At 73.1% G+C, this 15,622-nt stretch carries 12 protein-coding genes; 3 read left to right on the top strand and 9 right to left on the bottom strand.

What is annotated here, in order from left to right:
- Window position 1 precedes the first annotated feature (1 nt).
- From OG500_RS29690 to OG500_RS29650, 9 genes are all read right to left on the bottom strand, one after another.
- Window positions 2–472, bottom strand: a complete 471-nt coding sequence (locus tag OG500_RS29690; protein WP_327069917.1) for a hypothetical protein — start codon at window positions 470–472, stop codon at window positions 2–4.
- A complete protein-coding gene (locus OG500_RS29685) occupies window positions 469–2,253 on the bottom strand; it encodes a nickel-dependent hydrogenase large subunit (protein ID WP_327069916.1) in 1,785 nt (594 codons plus the stop codon). The genes OG500_RS29690 and OG500_RS29685 overlap by 4 nt, the downstream gene beginning before the upstream one ends.
- 140 nt (window positions 2,254–2,393) lie before the next feature.
- Entirely contained in the window at window positions 2,394–3,479 is a 1,086-nt protein-coding gene (locus OG500_RS29680) for a hydrogenase expression protein HypE (protein ID WP_327069915.1), read from the bottom strand.
- A gap of 254 nt (window positions 3,480–3,733) precedes the next feature.
- Window positions 3,734–3,958 (bottom strand): hypothetical protein, encoded by a 225-nt coding sequence (locus OG500_RS29675; RefSeq protein WP_327069914.1) that lies wholly within the window; start codon window positions 3,956–3,958, stop codon window positions 3,734–3,736.
- A 142-nt stretch (window positions 3,959–4,100) separates the two neighbouring features.
- Window positions 4,101–5,369, bottom strand: a complete 1,269-nt coding sequence (locus tag OG500_RS29670; RefSeq protein WP_329584527.1) for an MBL fold metallo-hydrolase — start codon at window positions 5,367–5,369, stop codon at window positions 4,101–4,103.
- A gap of 9 nt (window positions 5,370–5,378) precedes the next feature.
- Window positions 5,379–6,101 carry an HAD family hydrolase gene (locus tag OG500_RS29665; protein WP_329584524.1) on the bottom strand — a complete coding sequence of 241 codons (723 nt, stop codon included), beginning with the start codon at window positions 6,099–6,101 and terminating at the stop codon, window positions 5,379–5,381.
- Window positions 6,094–6,954, bottom strand: a complete 861-nt coding sequence (locus tag OG500_RS29660) for a carbohydrate ABC transporter permease (RefSeq protein WP_327069911.1) — start codon at window positions 6,952–6,954, stop codon at window positions 6,094–6,096. Before OG500_RS29660 ends, OG500_RS29665 begins: the two co-directional genes overlap by 8 nt.
- Complete coding sequence (locus OG500_RS29655) at window positions 6,951–8,264, bottom strand: extracellular solute-binding protein (protein WP_327069910.1); 1,314 nt, start codon at window positions 8,262–8,264, stop codon at window positions 6,951–6,953. Before OG500_RS29655 ends, OG500_RS29660 begins: the two co-directional genes overlap by 4 nt.
- A 63-nt stretch (window positions 8,265–8,327) precedes the next feature.
- Window positions 8,328–9,242 carry a carbohydrate ABC transporter permease gene (locus OG500_RS29650; protein WP_327069909.1) on the bottom strand — a complete coding sequence of 305 codons (915 nt, stop codon included), beginning with the start codon at window positions 9,240–9,242 and terminating at the stop codon, window positions 8,328–8,330.
- 356 nt (window positions 9,243–9,598) lie between these two features.
- Here OG500_RS29650 and OG500_RS29645 point away from each other — a divergent pair, with 356 nt between their 5' ends.
- From OG500_RS29645 to OG500_RS29635, 3 genes are read left to right on the top strand one after another with little or no spacing between them, the layout of a single operon-like run.
- Window positions 9,599–10,906: an amidohydrolase family protein gene (locus tag OG500_RS29645; protein ID WP_327069908.1), complete on the top strand. Its 1,308-nt coding sequence runs from the start codon at window positions 9,599–9,601 to the stop codon at window positions 10,904–10,906.
- Window positions 10,906–12,405: a DHA2 family efflux MFS transporter permease subunit gene (locus tag OG500_RS29640; RefSeq protein ID WP_327069907.1), complete on the top strand. Its 1,500-nt coding sequence runs from the start codon at window positions 10,906–10,908 to the stop codon at window positions 12,403–12,405. The genes OG500_RS29645 and OG500_RS29640 overlap by 1 nt, the downstream gene beginning before the upstream one ends.
- Window positions 12,406–12,462: 57 nt before the next feature.
- On the top strand, window positions 12,463–15,582 hold the full coding sequence (locus tag OG500_RS29635) for a helix-turn-helix transcriptional regulator (RefSeq protein WP_329584521.1): 3,120 nt from the start codon (window positions 12,463–12,465) through the stop codon (window positions 15,580–15,582).
- Window positions 15,583–15,622: the final 40 nt, after the last annotated feature.

The following is a 15,622-nucleotide window of genomic DNA, read 5'->3' as shown; positions in this document are numbered from 1 at the left end:
CTCACCTGGCCTCCACCGTGGGACGCGGGCCGATCTGCAACAGCACCGGCTGCTTGGCCAGTTCGACCGCGCTGACCTCGGGCGCGAAGCAGGCCAGCGCCTGCTCGACCCGCTCCTCGCCCTGGGCGGCACCGCAGCCGCATCCGCCGCCGCCCTCGCCCTCGTCCTGACGCAGCGTCAGCACGCCGGTGGCGGCGTCGAAGTCGCGCACCACCCAGCCGGGCGCCGCCGCCAGCGCCCGCCCGATCCGGGTGGGCACGTCCTCCGGGTGCAGGTCGTGCAGCACCAGCAGCCCGGCCGCCAGCTCGTCGCCGAGCGCCTCGGCGGGCAGCAGGGCCGCCATCCGGGCCAGCCCCGCGCCGTAGAACTCCATCAGGGTGCGCACCAGTTCCTCGGCCGCCTCGCCCTGTCCGGCCTCGGCCAGCTGGTCGAGCACCTGCTGGACCCGCAGGCCCACCTGCTCGGCGGTCATCCGCCCAGCCCGCTCAACCCGGTGGGCACGTGCATGGTCTGCACGGTCTTCCCGCCGCCGACGTACATGTGCACCCCGCAGGGCAGACAGGGGTCGAAGCTGCGCACCGCCCGCATGATGTCGATGCCCTTGAAGTTCTCCGGGGAGTTCTCCTCGAAGATCGGCGTGTTCTGCACCGCGTCCTCGTACGGCCCGGGGGTGCCGTAGCTGTCCCGGACGCTGGCGTTCCACGGGGTGGGCGGGTACGGGTGGTAGTTGGCGATCTTGCCGTCCCGGATCACCATGTGGTGCGAGAGCACCCCGCGCACCGCCTCGGTGAAGCCGCAGCCGAGGCCCTCGTCGGGCACCTCGAACTTCTCCCAGGTCTGGGTCTTGCCCGCGCGCACCTCGGCGAGTGCCTTCTCGGTGAAGTGCAGGGCGGCAGCCGCCGCGTAGGCCTGGAAGTAGGTGCGGGCGCGGTTGCGCTCGATCGCGTTGCTCCACTGCGGGATCTTCCACTCGAAGGTGGTCTCCGGCTTGGTCATCGACTTCGGCAGGTTGATCACCACGCTGTGCCCGGTGGCCTTGACGTAGCCGATATCGACCAGTCCGGAGAGCGCGGTGGACCAGAGCCGGGCGAGCGGGCCGCCGCCGGTGTCCAGCGCCAGGTGCTCCTTGCCGTCGAACCAGCGCGGCGACATGACCCAGCTGTACTTGTCGTCGAAGTTGCGCTTCTGCGGCTGCGGGATGGTGTGCTGGTTCCACGGATGGCGCGGGTCGACCGGGTTGCCGAGCGGGTCGTGGGTGACGAACAGCTCCTGGCCCTGCCAGTCCTCGTAGTACGAGCTGCCGAGCAGGATCCGGATGCCGAGGTTGATCTCGGTCAGGTCGTTGGTGACCAGCTTGCCGTCCACCACCACGCCCGGGGTGACGAACATCCGCCGGCCCCAGTCGGTCATGTTCCGGTAGGTGAAGTCGCAGTGGTCGGGGTCGTTGAGGCTGCCCCAGCAGCCGAGCAGCACCCGGCGGCGGCCGACCTCCTCGTAGCCGGGCAGCGCCTGGTAGAAGAAGTCGAAGAGGTCGTCGTGCAGCGGCACGACCTTCTTCATGAACTCCACGTAGCGCATCAGCCGGGTCAGGTAGTCGGTGAAGAGCTGGACGGTGGCCACCGTGCCGACGCCGCCCGGGTAGAGCGTGGAGGGGTGCACATGGCGGCCCTCCATCAGGCAGAACATCTCCCGGGTGTAGCGGCTGACCTGCAGCGCCTCGCGGTAGAACTCGCCCTCGATGGGGTTGAGCGAGCGCATGATGTCGGCGATCGTCTTGTACCCGTGGTCGCCGGCGTGCGGCGCCTCGGTGCGCTCGGCCAGCTCCAGCACGCCGGGGTTGGTCTCGCGGACCATCTTCTCGCAGTAGTCGACCCCGACCAGGTTCTCCTGGAAGATGTTGTGGTCGAACATGTACTCGGCCGCCTCGCCGAGGTTGATGATCCACTCGCCCAGGTGCGGCGGCTTCACCCCGTAGGCCATGTTCTGGGCGTAGACCGAACAGGTGGCGTGGTTGTCGCCGCAGATGCCGCAGATCCGGCTGGTGATGAAGTGCGCGTCACGCGGGTCCTTGCCGCGCATGAAGACGCTGTAGCCGCGGAAGACCGAGGAGGTGCTGTAGCACTCCGCGACCCGCTTCTGCTTGAAGTCGATCTTCGTGTGGATGCCGAGACTGCCCACGATCCGGGTGATCGGATCCCAGGACATCTCCACCAGGCCGCTGCCGTCGCCGGCCGGCTTCGTCGTCGCTGTCATCGTCTTGTCGCTGCCCTTCTGCGCACTGGGGGGGTCGAGCGGTTCATCGGAAAAGCGGAAAAGCGGGGTGTCGGGTCGAAGCGGGCGGGTGCGCAGGTAGGCCGCACGCGCACGGCGTGCGGCCTACCTGGATCCCCGCGTCACCAGGGCGGGCGGTAGCCGGTCGTCAGCTTGCGACCGGTCTGGCGCCACTTGGGCTCCTTGTCCACCGTCTTCGTGGTGATCGAGCGCAGGCGGCGGATCACCTGGCCGTACGCCGAGCTGGCGTTGCTGGAGACGTGCGAGCCGGGCGGCGGGTCCATGAACGGCATGAACTTGTCCGGGAAGCCCGGCATCGTGCAGGCGATGCAGATGCCGCCGACGTTGGGGCAGCCGCCGACGCCGTTGATCCAGCCGCGCTTGGGGACGTTGCACTTGACCACCGGCCCCCAGCAGCCCAGCCGCACCAGGCACTCGGGGCGGCCGTACTCGGTGGCGAACTGGCCCTGCTCGTAGTAGCCGCCGCGGTCACAGCCCTCGTGCACCGTGGCACCGAAGAGCCAGGTGGGGCGGAGCTTGTCGTCCAGCGGGATCATCGGCGCGGAGCCGGCCAACTGGTAGAGCAGGTAGGTCAGCGTCTCGGCGAAGTTGTCCGGCTGGATCGGGCAGCCGGGCACGCAGACGATCGGCAGGCCGGCCTTGGACTTCCAGTCCCAGCCGAGGTAGTCCGGCACGCCCATCGCGCCGGTCGGGTTGCCCGCCATCGCGTGGATACCGCCGTACGTGGCACAGGTGCCGATGGCGACCACGGCGGTGGCCTTGGGGGCCAGCCGGTCGAGCCACTCACTGGTGGTGATCGGCTGGCCGGTGGCGGGATCGTCGCCGAAGCCGCACCAGTAGCCCTCCGGCTTGATCGCCTCGTTGGGGATCGAGCCCTCGACGACCAGCACGAAGGGGTCGAGTTCGCCGCGGTCGGCCTTGAAGAACCACTCGACGAAGTTGTCCGCGCCCTGCACCGGACCGCACTCGAAGTCGATCAGCGGCCAGTGGACGGCGATCTTCGGCAGTCCGGGCAGCGCGCCGGTGACGATCTCCTCGATGCTCGGCTGCATCGCGGCGGTCAGCGCCACGGAGTCGCCGTCGCAGCTCAGGCCGGCGTTGATCCAGAGAATGTGCACCGGCGGCTGCTCGGCGCCCTGGGGGTCGCCGCGGCCTGCCTCAGCCGCGGTGGTTGCTGTCGCACCCATGAGGATGCCTCCTCAAGAAACGGGACGAGGCCGACAAAACGGTCTCGCTCCCCTTCTTAGCAGCCCCCGGAGCTCTTCGTACGGGTGAACGGCCGCGGCGGTACCCCGAACAGCGGCAGCCGCACTGGGCCGACCGGGTGGGCACCCGCGCGTCGCCGGACGCACGACGGGCCGGTGGCGACCCGTTCGGTCGCCACCGGCCCGTCAGCCGGTCAACGGGGCCCACGGCCCCGGAGTCCCAGAAGCCCGGAGTCCTAGAAGAAGGAGTCCCGCTCGATGATCTCCTCGCGCTCGACGATCTCCTCGCCGCCGAAGAAGCCGCCCAGGAAACCGGGGCGCTCGACGATGGTCTCGCGCTCGATGATCTCCTCTCGGCCGAAGGCGCCCCGACGCACGATCTCCTCGCGCTCGATGATCTCCTCGCCCCCGAAGAACCCGTCGCGCTCGATGATTTCCTCGCGCTCGTAGTACTCCCGCACGGTGTCTCCCCTGCCCGGTTTCTTGTTGCTGACGTGCCGACAGGCGTGAACGATAACGCATCCGGCTGAGCGTTCCCGGTACGGCTCCGTCACGCCCGCGTCCTGATCCCGTCACAGCGCCGGGCAGCGGAGAACGAGCAGGTCAGAGCTTGTCGCCACCGAAGGTGTAGGAGCTCCCGTAGGCCGCGAGCACCCGGCGCACCCCGCGCGGCGGGTGCAGCCGGGTGGGCGCGGTGGTGTGGATCGGAAAGACCGTACCGGGGCGCAGCCGCTCCAGCATCCGGTGCAGGTCGTCCTGGCTCGCGTGGCCCGAGCAGCCGATCTGGCGCAGCGGGATGCCCAGTGCGGTCAGCCAGTCGGCGAACGGCGCCCAGCGCGGTTCGAAGGGGCCCAGCGGCTCGCCGTTGGCGTGCACCAGGCAGGCCGGCGGGTAGCCGTCGCCGACCGGCAGGTCGAGCAGCGAGGGCAGGTCGTTCGGGTCCGGCATCAGCACGTAGCGGCCCGGCTCGGCGTGCACCTCGGCCAGCGGCACCTCGGCCGGCGAGAGCGCCTGCGGGACGCCGACCAGGCGCAGGAAGGCCGCGATCTGCTCGGTCCAGACGATCCGCCGCCCGGCCGCCTCGGCGATCTCCAGGAAGGCCCGCACCCGGTCGATGTCGCGCGGGTAGAGCGAGAGCAGCACCAGGCCCGGGGTGCGCTCCAGCGCGGCGGCGAAGTCGCGGGCCACGTCCTGCTCGTCACGCGGGCGCTCGGGGCTGTCCCAGCCGAGCGTGGTGCCCTCGGTGACCAGCACGGCGCTGTCGGCCGCCCGGTCGACGAAGTCCCAGGAGCGCTGCGGGTGGTGGCCGTGGAAGCGGTAGTCGCCGGTGAAGGCCAGGGTGCCGTCCGGGGTGTGCACCAGGTAGCCGCTGGCGCCGGGGACGTCGTGGTCGACCGGCACGCACTCCACCTCCAGCGGGCCCACGGTGACCTTCTGATTGCCCGTCAGGCGCTGCCAGTCGGGCTCGGCGTGGGTCAGGCCCTGCCCGGTGGCGGCCAGCGCGGTGAGCACGTCGACCGCCTCGGTGTGCGCGTACACCGGGACCTCGGGGCGCACGAAGCCGGCCAGGCCCACGTGGTCGATGTGCGGGTGGCTGACGAAGACCGCGGTCTCACCGGTCGGTTCGGCCAGCGGGGAGCCCGGGCCCAGCGCCTCGGGCGCGAACAGGCCGGGCAGCGCGGGCGCGGCGCCCAGCCGCAGCCGGTCGGCCAGCTCCCGGCCCGGGCGCTCGCGCACCGGCCGCCGGAACAGGTCGCCGCCGGAGGGGATGTCCATGCCGATGTCCAGCAGCACCCGGTGCCCGTCCTGCTGGACCAGGACCTTGCTGCCGCCGATGACGCCGACGCCGCCCCAGAATTCGATGGTGGCCATACGGGGGGATCAGTTCCTTTCGATCGGAGCCCGGGACGCGGCCCAGGTCCGGATGGAGTCGAGCAACCCCTCGACGGTGGGGGCGATCGCGTCGGCGGGGCCGTCGGCCCGGCCGAAGCGGTCGATGTAGGTGCTGTGCGCGCCGATCTCGCGGCCCGGCTCGATGTCGTTGCGCCAGTGGTCGCCGATCACGCACAGGCGGCCGGCCTCGGCGCCGGCCCGCTCCTCGTGCAGCAGCCGGCGCAGGCCCTCGGGCTTGCCGGTGCCGGAGACCACGGCGTCCAGCAGCGGCGGCAGTTCGAGCCGGTCCAGCAGCGCCTGCAGGCCCGCGGCCGGGCTGTTGGTGGCGAGCACCACCCGCACCCCCGAGGCGCGCAGCTCGGTGATCAGCTCGGCGTAGCCGGCGGGGACTTCGAGCGGACAGCGGACGGCGTCCAGCATCAGCTCGCGGGTCGCGGCGAAGGCCCGGTTCAGCTCCTCGGTGGCCAGGCCCGCCCGGCGGCCGAGCACCGCGACGGCCTCCCAGCCGTCGATGGCCCCGGCCAGGGCCCCGCCTGCGGCCTTGGCGCCGATCTCCAGGAACTCCTCCACCCCGCCGAGAAGTTCGGCGCGGGCGGCACTCGCGAGCGGGCGGGCGGCCTGCTCGGCGTAGTGCCGGATCGGCGCGTCGCCGCGGTACAGGGTGCCGTCGAAGTCCGTGATCAGTACGGAATGTGACGCTGTCTCAGCCACGGACACCACCTGCCGTCGACATGGCGCCGGTGACGAAGTGCCGCTGCAGCGCGAGGAAGAAGGCCAGCACCGGCACGGTGGTGAAGACGACCGCCGCGGCCAGGCCCGGGTAGTCGGTGCCGTCGGCGCCGGCGAAGGCCGCCAGGCCCACCTCGACCGGCTGCACGCTGGTGTCCTGGGTCATGATGAACGGCCACAGGAAGGAGTTCCAGCAGCCCAGGAAGACCTGCAGGGCGATGATCAGCATGGCCGGGCGCACCAGCGGCATGCCCACCGACCAGAGCATCCGCAGCCGCCCGGCGCCGTCCAGCTCGGCGGCGTCGAACAGCTCGCCGGGCAGGCCCAGGAAGAACTGCCGGACCAGGAAGATCCCGAAGACGCTCGCGCCCCAGGGCACGATCTGGATCCAGTACGTGTTCAGCCAGTTGATGTCACTGGCGATGACGTAGTCGGGGATGATCAGCACCGTGCTCGGCACCATCATCACCGCCATCACCAGGGTGAACAGCACGCCCCGGCCGCGGAACTTCATCACCCCGAAGGCGAAGCCGGCCAGCAGCGAGGTGGCCAGCGCCAGCACCACGGTGCAGGAGCCGATCAGCAGGGTGTTCAGGAACAGCCGCACCCAGGGCGCGGCGGCCCAGGCCCGGGAGTAGTTCTCCCAGTGCCAGTGCGGCAGCAGCAGGTCGGCGATGCTGCTGGACTGCGAGGCCGAGTTCAGCGAGGTGGCCAGCACGTAGTAGAAGGGGAACAGGAAGCAGAGGCCGATCAGCACGGCCGCGCTGCGGCGCAGTACGCCGCGCGGCCCGAGGGGGCTCCGGCCGCGCGGCACCGCCGTGGACGGGACGGTCACTGGTTCGCCTTCTGGTCGGCGACGGCGGCCTGCTGGGCGGCGTTGGCCGCGGACTGCGGGTCGGCGCCCTGCTCCAGCACCTTCTGCAGCGCGACGACCTCCTCGCCCTCCGCCTTGGCGACCCACGGGTAGGCGGGCTGCGCGATCGCGTAGTCCAGCGCCGCGGCGGCGGTCTTCATGTAGGGGTTCTTCGCCAGGAAGTCGCCCATCTGGTCGAGCGCCTTCGGGGTGACCGGCAGGTAGCCCGTGGTGCTGGACCACTGCGCCTGGCTGCTCGCGGAGGCCAGGAACTGCATGTACTTCCAGGCCGCCGCCTGCTGGGCCTTGCTGGCCGAGGCGAACATCGCGATGTTGGTGCCGGAGATGATGTTGCTCGGCTTGCCGGTGGAGCCCGCCGGCAGCACCTCGGTGCCCAGGGTGAACTTGCCGCCCACGGCCTGGTTCTCGAAGTAGTAGCCCGCCGCGCTGGACAGGTCGAAGGCGCCCTTCTTGGCGCCGAGCGCGGTCTCGCCCGGGTAGTTGGTGCCCACCGCGAGCGCGCCCGACTTCTTCAGGTCCGCCAGGTAGGTCAGCGCCTGCACGGCGGCCGGGCTGTTGAGCTGCGGGGTGCCGTCGGGGGCGAAGTCCGGGGTGCCGTTGGCGGCGCAGAGCGCCTGGAACATGTTGGTGCCGCCGCCGGGCGCGGCGGTGGTGCCCGGGTCGACGCTGATGCCGGTCACCCCGTCGGTGCTCACCGCCTTGGCGGCGGTGGCGAACTGGTCCCAGGTGGTGGGTGCGCTCTGGCCCTTGGCCTGCAGCATGTCCTGGTTGTAGAAGAGCACCTGGACGCTCTTGTTGAACGGCCACATCCACAGCTTGCCGTCGGGCAGCCGCAGGTCCTTCTGCACGCCCTGGTAGAAGTCGGTGAGGCCGGCCGGGTTGTCGCTGCCCGCGAACTGCGCGACGGGCAGGATCACCTGGCTCTTGGCGAAGTCGGCGGCCCAGCTCTCGTAGACCTGGCCGATGGTGGGCGGGTTGTGGGCCGCGACGCCGGCCGTCTCCTTGGCGTGCAGGGTGCCGTAGTCGGGCTGGAACTCCAGGTTGACCTTGATGTTCGGGTTGGCCTGCTGGAAGGCGTTGGTCAGCGAGGTGAGGGTGCTCTTCTGGGTGCCGCTGATCATGATCTGCATGAAGGAGATCGTGGTCGTGCCGCCCGAACCCGCGTCGGAGCTCTTGGAGCTGGAGGAGCAGGCGCTCAGCGCGCCGAGCACGGTGGCGGCGGCGAGCACACTGGCGGCGGTCCGGCGCAGTCTGGGGCTGGAGGAGATCACGAGGGTTTCCTTACCTACGGAGGGGACGGACGGGGCAGGGAAGTCAGGGCGGGCAGGCACGGTTCAGAAGTCCGCGGCCAGGCGGCCGCCGATCCGGCGCTGGAGCACCGTGAAGGCGGCGGTCACGATGAACAGCACCACCGCGAGGGCGGCGCCGTAGCCGGTGTCGAACAGCACGAACGCCTCCTGGTAGAGGAGGTAGCTGAGGGTGGTGGTGGCGTAGGCCGGGCCGCCGTGGCTCATCTCGTAGAACTGGGTGAAGGCCTGCAGCGAGCTGATGCTGGTGATCACGATCGAGAAGAGCGTCACGGGGCGCAGCTGCGGCCAGGTGACGTACCAGAACTCCTGGCGGGCGCTGGCGCCGTCCATCCGGGCGGCCTCGCTGAGTTCGGAAGAGACCACGGCCAGGCCGCCGAGGAAGAGCACGACGGTGAAGCCCACCTCGTGCCAGAGGCTGTAGACGATCACCGAGGGCATCGCCCAGGTGCTGGAGAAGAGGAACTGCGAGACCGGCAGGTGCAGGTCCTTGAGGACCATGTCCACCAGGCCGAACTGCGGGTTGAAGAGCCAGACCCAGGCGAGCGAGGTGGCCACGATCGGCGTCGCGTGCGGTGCGAAGACGGCGATCCGGGCGGCGGTCAGCGCCCGCCCGCCGCGCTGCAGCAGCAGGGCCAGCGCCAGGGATATCGCGGTGCCGCCGATCACCATCGCGCCGCAGTAGTAGAGCGAGTTCCAGGCGCTGGTCAGGAAGCTGGGCGAGGTGGACTGGAAGAGCTGCCGGTAGTTGTCCGTCCCGATGAAGGTCGACATCGAGGGGTTGAGGGTGTTCCAGTGGAAGGTGCTGATGTACAGCGTGTAGGCGGTCGGTCCGATGATGAAGACCGAGAAGATCAACAGCGCCGGCGCCGTGTACAACCAGCCGGCCCACCCCTCACGCGGCCGGTTGATCCGGCGGGACCGCTTGCTCAACTGCGCCATCGCACCTTCTCTTTGTCTTCGTTCCTGCTCAACGGCCAAGAGTGAAACGCGCGTAGACATACCCCGGATGTCCATGTCATGAACACTCGGCGAAGCAGTATCGGATACCTGATGACCTATGAGATCCTGAAATATTGGGCACCCTGCAGCCTTCCGCCGGGACCCCGGGGCTGGGCCGGGCCCGCGCCGAGCCGCACCGGAACAGCTGCCCAACCCCCCTTTCCAGTACGCCTCGAAAGACCTTGACACTCCGTCAGACAGCCCTTTAATCTCGTTTGTGGCCGATCAATTCAGAATGCCGGAAAGCGCATTCTTCATATTTAACGTTCAGCCTTGCGATCGGCAGGGGGTCCTCGTTGAACCACCAGCAGCAGGCTTCCGACACCGGAGCATCACCGCAGGTCATCGCCCTAATCGGCGGCCGCCTGGTGGACGGCACGGGCGCGCCGCCCAGCGCCAGTGGCGTCATTCTGATCGAACACGGCGTCCTGACCAGGCTGGCGCCCGACGGCGCCACCGAAATCCCGCCCGGTGCCGAGATCGTGCACTGCGAGGGGCAGAGCATCCTGCCGGGATTGATCGATTCCCACACCCATGTCGAACGCGACATTCCCGACGTCCTGGGCGCCTTCCTGCGCGACGGGGTGACCAGCATCGGCAACACGGGCAGCGGTCCGCAGCTGGTCCCGCAGCTGCGGGCCGCCGGACGCGAACCGGGCGCCGCCCGGACGTTCCTGGCCGGGCCGGCGATCACCGCGCCCGGCGGCTACCCGGTGATCCGCGGCGACGGCTCGGCGGCGCGCGGCGTCGACTCGCTCCCGCAGGCGGTCGCCGCCGTGGACGAACTGGCTGCACTGGGCGTGGACTTCATCAAGATCACCCAGGAGCCGTTCGACTTCGACTTCCGCCACCCCGGGCATCTCCCGGTGCTGGAGCCCGAGTTGATCAAGGCGGTGGCCCGGCGCGCCGCCGAGCACGGTCTGCCGGTGCGCTCGCACGTGCACCACGCCGACCAGCTGGAGGTGGCGCTGGCCGCCGGGGTGACCAGCGTCGAGCACCTGCTCTTCCCGCTGCCGCCGGACGTCGGCCATGTCGAGCTCCAGCGCACCGGCGCCCTGCACCTGAGCGCGCTGCCCGATCTCGCCCGGCAGCTGGACGCGATGGTCGAGCAGGGCATCTACCTGGTGCCGACCATCGGCAACGAACTGGCCGGCATCCGGATGGGTCTGCCGGAGCTGGGCGAGGCAGCCCTGCGCGAGATCGAGGCGTTCATGGTCGCGGTGCTCGCCCGCTTCGTCGCCGCCGGCGGCACCGTGGCACTCGGCAGCGACTGGGTCGGCCTGCCCGGGGTGCCGCCCGGGCTGCCGCGCGGCGAGCTGCGGTACCTGCTGGCCGCCGGCCTGTCCCCGCTCCAGGTGATCGAGTCCGCCACCCGGCACGCCGCCGCGGTCTGCGGGCAGCGCGAGACCCTCGGCGTGCTGGCCCCCGGAAGGCGGGCCGACCTGCTCGTGGTCGGCGGCGATCCGAGCACCGACCTCGCGGCGCTGGACGACCTGCGGCTGATCGTCAAGGACGGCCGTATCGTCCACCGCGCCGGCGCCCCCGAGGTGCCGCGCCAGGCCGCCTCCGCCGACCACGCCGCCCCATTCCGGCCGGCCGGCTGATGGGCTCCCCCGCGCCCCGCGCCGACGAGCGCCCCGCCGGCGGCTCGCCCTGGAAGACGCTGGTCGCGGTCTCGGTGGGCTCCTTCATGACCATCCTGGACGCCACGGTGGTCAACGTCGCCGTCCACGCGCTCCAGGAGACCTACGCGGCGCCGACCGCCGAGGTGCAGTGGGTGGTCAGCGGCTACGCGCTCGCGCTCGGCATCGCCACCCCGCTGGCCGGCGAGCTGGGCGAGCGCTTCGGCGCCAAACGGGTCTTCCTCGCCTCGCTGTTCGCCTTCGCGTTCGCCTCGCTGCTCTGCGGGCTGGCGCCGACCCTGGGCCTGCTGATCGCGGCCCGGGTGCTCCAGGGCCTGGCGGGCGGCTTCGCCCTGCCGCTCGGCTCGGCCCGGCTCTTCACCGCGTTCCCGCCCGAGCGACGGGGCGTGGCCTTCGGCGCCTTCGGGCTGGTGCTGGTCTTCGCCCCGATGATCGGGCCGCTGGTCGGCGGCGTCTTCGTGGACGCCGGTCTGATCAGCTGGATCTTCTTCATCAACGTGCCGATCGGCCTGCTCGGCGTCCTGCTCGGCAGCCGGTTCCTGGCCCCGGACGAGCCACGCCCGACCACCCCGCCCCGGGTGGACCGGGCGAGCGTGGCCGCCGTCTGCCCGGGCTTCGGCGGGCTGCTGCTGGGCGCCTCGCTGCTCGGCTCCGGCAACGGGCGCGGTGCGCTGGTCGCCTTCGGCGTGGGCGCCTTGGCGCTCGGCTTCCTGGTGCTGCACCAACTGCGCGGTTCGGGCCCCGGCCTGTTCGACTTCCGGCTCTACCGGGTGCGCACCTACGGGATCGGCAGCGCGATCAACGCGCTCAGCCAAGTGCCGTTCTTCGGCACGCAGTTCCTGCTCCCGCTGAGCATCCAGGTGGTGCACGGGTCGAGCGCGCTGGACGCGGGGCTGGCCCTGCTGCCACTGGCGATCAGCTCCGGTGCCACCGGGCTGCTCGGCGGGCGGATCCGCGACCGGCTCGGCCCCCGGCTGCCGATGACCCTCGGCTTCCTGCTGCTGGCCGGCGGCATCGCGCTGCTGCGCACGTACGCCGCCGACCCCGCCCCCGCCGCGCTGATCGGACCGCTGGTGCTGGCCGGCGCCGGCGCCGGGGTGATCCCGCCGCTGACCCAGGTCACGGCGCTGGGCGAGGTCCCGCGTGCGGCCGTCGCCCGCGGAATTTCCCTGCTCCAGGCCACCCAGCGGGTCTGCCAGGCGCTCAGCGTGGCGGTGCTGGCCACCATCGTGGCGCGCGCGGTGAGCGGCCTGGGCAGCGCCCGCGCGGACAGCCCCGGCTACCGCGCGCACTTCGCCACCGGGGTGGCCGCGGGCTACACGCTGGCCATGGTGCTGGCGCTCTGTTGCGCGGTGCTGGCCACGCTGCTGCCCGGCTGGCCGGCCCGCACCGCCACCGGCGCCGGGGCCGCCGACGGCCAGGACACGGACGTGGACCGGGTGCCGAGCGTGGGCGGTTGAGGCTCGATGTGCGGCTGCACGGCCCGGGCGGCCGGAGTACCGGACCAGGGACGGACGGTGGCCACGGAGCACCGCGACCAGGCGCGCGCGGCCGGCGCCGTCCACCCCGAGCCGGTTCGCGGTGAGCAGGCCGGACCGCCGCTGCGCGGGCGGGCCGAAGAACTGGCCCTGCTCGACCGGCTGGTGGAGCGCACCCTGAGCAGCTGCCGCGCCGCCGTCGCCCGGATCAGCGGGCCCGGCGGGGCGGGCAGGTCCCGGTTGCTGCGCGAGGGCGAACTGCTGGCCGCCGCCCGCGGCTTCCGGATCGCCCGGCTCACCGCGCCGCCTCCCGCACCCCTGACCGCCCCCGGGTGGACGCAGTCCGCCTGGCGGTCGGTCCCGCTCGGCGCCGCCGGGCCGCTGGCGGCGCTGGTGCCCGTGCTCGCCCGGGCGCTGGAGGTCCGGGTGCCCTCGGGCGCCGAGGAGTGGGACGAGCCGCAGGCCGGCCGGGCGCTGCTCGGGCTGCTGGACGGCCGGCTCCAGCAGGGCCCGCTGCTGCTGAGCTGTGACGGCGGGGCGGGCTGGCCGGCGCTGCTCGGGCAGCTGGTGGCGGCCCGGCGCGGTGCTCCCCTGCTACTGCTGACCACCGGGCACGAGGGCCACCCGCCGGGCCTGCGGCAGTGGCCGGGGCCGGGGCCGGGGCCGGGAGAGCGGTCCGGTCCGGAGGACGGACAGCTGCTGCGGCTGGTGCTCGGGCCGCTGTCGGCGGTGGCCGTCGGGCAGCTCTGCGCCGACCTGCTGGGCGCACCCCCGGACAGCGGCCTGGCAGCGCTGCTCGGCCTGGCCCGGGGCCGGCCGGGCGAGGTGTTCGAACTGCTCGGGGCGCTGGAGCGGGACGGCGCGCTGCGGCCCGGCGCGGACCCGCTCCAGCTGTCCGCCGGCGCAGCGGACGGCGGCCCGGCGGACGGCGGCCCGCCGCGCCGTCTCGGCGAGCTGATCGCGCGTCGGCTCTGCGCGGCGCCGGGCCGGGTGCGGCTGCTGTTGGAGGCCGCCGCCGTGCTCGGTCCGGCGAGCCTGCCGGACGAGGTGGCGCAGATGCTGGACGAGCCGGTGAGCGCGCTGGTCCCGGTCTTCCGCGAGGCGGCCCGCACGGGGCTGGCGCACTGCGAGAGCGAGTACCTGACGTTCCGGCACGAGCTGGTGCGAAGTGCCCTGCTGGCCGGGCTGCCGCCGGCGGTGCGGGCCGCCATGCACCGTCAGGCGCTGGCCGTCCAACTGGCCGGCGGGCGCTCGGCCGTCGCCGTCGCTCCGCACCTGCTGCACGGGGCCTACCGCGGCGACCCCGTCACCGGTCCGCTGCTGCGGCTGGCGGCGGCCCAGTCACTGGCCCGCGACCCGGCGACGGCGGCCGAGCTGGCGCTGCGCGGGCTGGACGTGCTCGGGGTGGGCGAAGGGCTGGGCGACGGCCTGGACGAGGGGCTGGGCGAGAGGCTGCTCGCAGAACCTGAGGCGGGTGCGGGCCCGGGCGCGGCGGGTGCGCCGGACGCGGCGGGCGACGGGGCGCTCGCGGCGGCGGAGCTGTCCGCGCTCGCCGCCGAGGCCTGCGTACGCTCCGGCGCGCTGGACCGGGGCCGTTCGCTGGCCGAGGCCGCGCTGGCCCGCCCCGCCGTGCCGGTGGCCGCCGCCGCCCGGCTGCGGATCGCGCTGGCCGACGCGCTGATGCTGCTCGACCGGCCCGCCGGGGCGCTGGCCCTGGCGGAACGGGCGGCCGGTGATCGGGGCATCCCCTCGACGGTGCGCCAGGAGGCGCTGCTCACCCAGGCCGCGGCGCTCGCCCAGGGGCCCGGCGAGCCGCACCGGGAGCTGGCCCGGCTGCTGCGCCGGGCACACACCCAGGGGCTCGACCTGCGGGCGGCGGTCCGGCTCGCCGACGGGGTCCTCGCCTGGCGGGCGGGGCGGCCCGAGGCGGCGCTGCAGCTCGGGCAGGAGGCGGTGGCGCTGGCCGCGCAGGGCTGCGCGACCGCCTGGCACACCCCGGCCGAGCCGATCCGGGCGCTGCTGCTGGTCCAGGCCGGCTGCCCGGACGAGGCCGCGGCGGCGATCGACCCGACGGCGGCCGACGGGTCGGCGTCGAGTGGCCCGGCAGCGTCGAGCGGCCCGGTTGCGGCGCGCCGGCCGGTGACGGTCGGCCCGTTCGTCCCGGAGCTGATCCGGCGGATCGTGCTGGCCCGGCTGGCGCTGGCCGAGGGCGCCCTGCAGCGGGCGGACGCCGAGGCCCATGCCGCGCTGCGGCTGGCCGAGCGAGCGGCCACCCCGCACTGCGCGGCGCTGGCCCGGCGGGTGCTGGCCACGGTGGCGGTCCACCGCGGCGACCACCCGGCCGCCGTCGAGCACACCGCCGCGCTGCGCGCCACGGCGGCGGCCCAGCGGCCCGTCCCGCCGCAGACGCCCGCTCCGGGCCTCGGCGCCGACCCCGCGACCGCGGCGGCCTGGTTCGAGGCCCAGCTGCTGGCGGCCGACGGCGACCTCGGCCCGGTGGGCCACGCGCTCAAGGAGCTGGCCGCCGACGAGGCCGCCCTCGGCCGGCTGACCCTGGACGAACCGGCCTGCGTGCCCTGGCTGGTGCGCGCGGCGCTGGCCGCCGGTGAGCCGGAGCGGGCCGCCGCGGTGCTGGCCGCGGTGCGGCGGCTGGCCGAGGCCAACCCGGCGGTGCCCGCTCTGCGGCCCGCCGCGGAGCACGCGCGCGGGCTGCTGGAGCACGACCCGCGGGCGCTGGCGGTCGCCGCCCGCGACCACCGGGACGCCTGGGCCCGCGCCTCGGCGGCCGAGGACCTCGGCGTCCTGCTCGGCCCGGCGGACCGCCCCCGGGCGGTGCGCAGCCTGGGCCAGGCGTTGGAGGCCTACCAGCGTCTTGGCGCCGAACGGGATGCGGCTCGGGCCCGGCGGCGGCTGCGCGCCCTCGGCGTGCGGCGGCGGCACTGGACCCGGGCCGAGCCGAGCCCGGCCACCGGGTGGGCGAGCCTGACCCGGACCGAGCGCACGGTGGCGGGGCATGCCGCCGCCGGGCTGACGAACCGGCAGATCGCCGCCCGGATGTTCCTCTCGCCGCACACCGTCGCCTTCCACCTGCGGCAGATCTTCCGCAAGCTGGGCATCCACTCCCGGCTGGAGCTGGCCCTGCGCGCGCCGGCCGAGTGACGACCGGCCCGCCAGGGCCTGTCAGACCAGCCTTAGCACG

This window comes from Kitasatospora sp. NBC_01250, assembly GCF_036226465.1.
Taxonomy (GTDB): Bacteria; Actinomycetota; Actinomycetes; order Streptomycetales; family Streptomycetaceae; genus Kitasatospora.
This window is presented reverse-complemented; position numbering and strand designations above follow the sequence as displayed.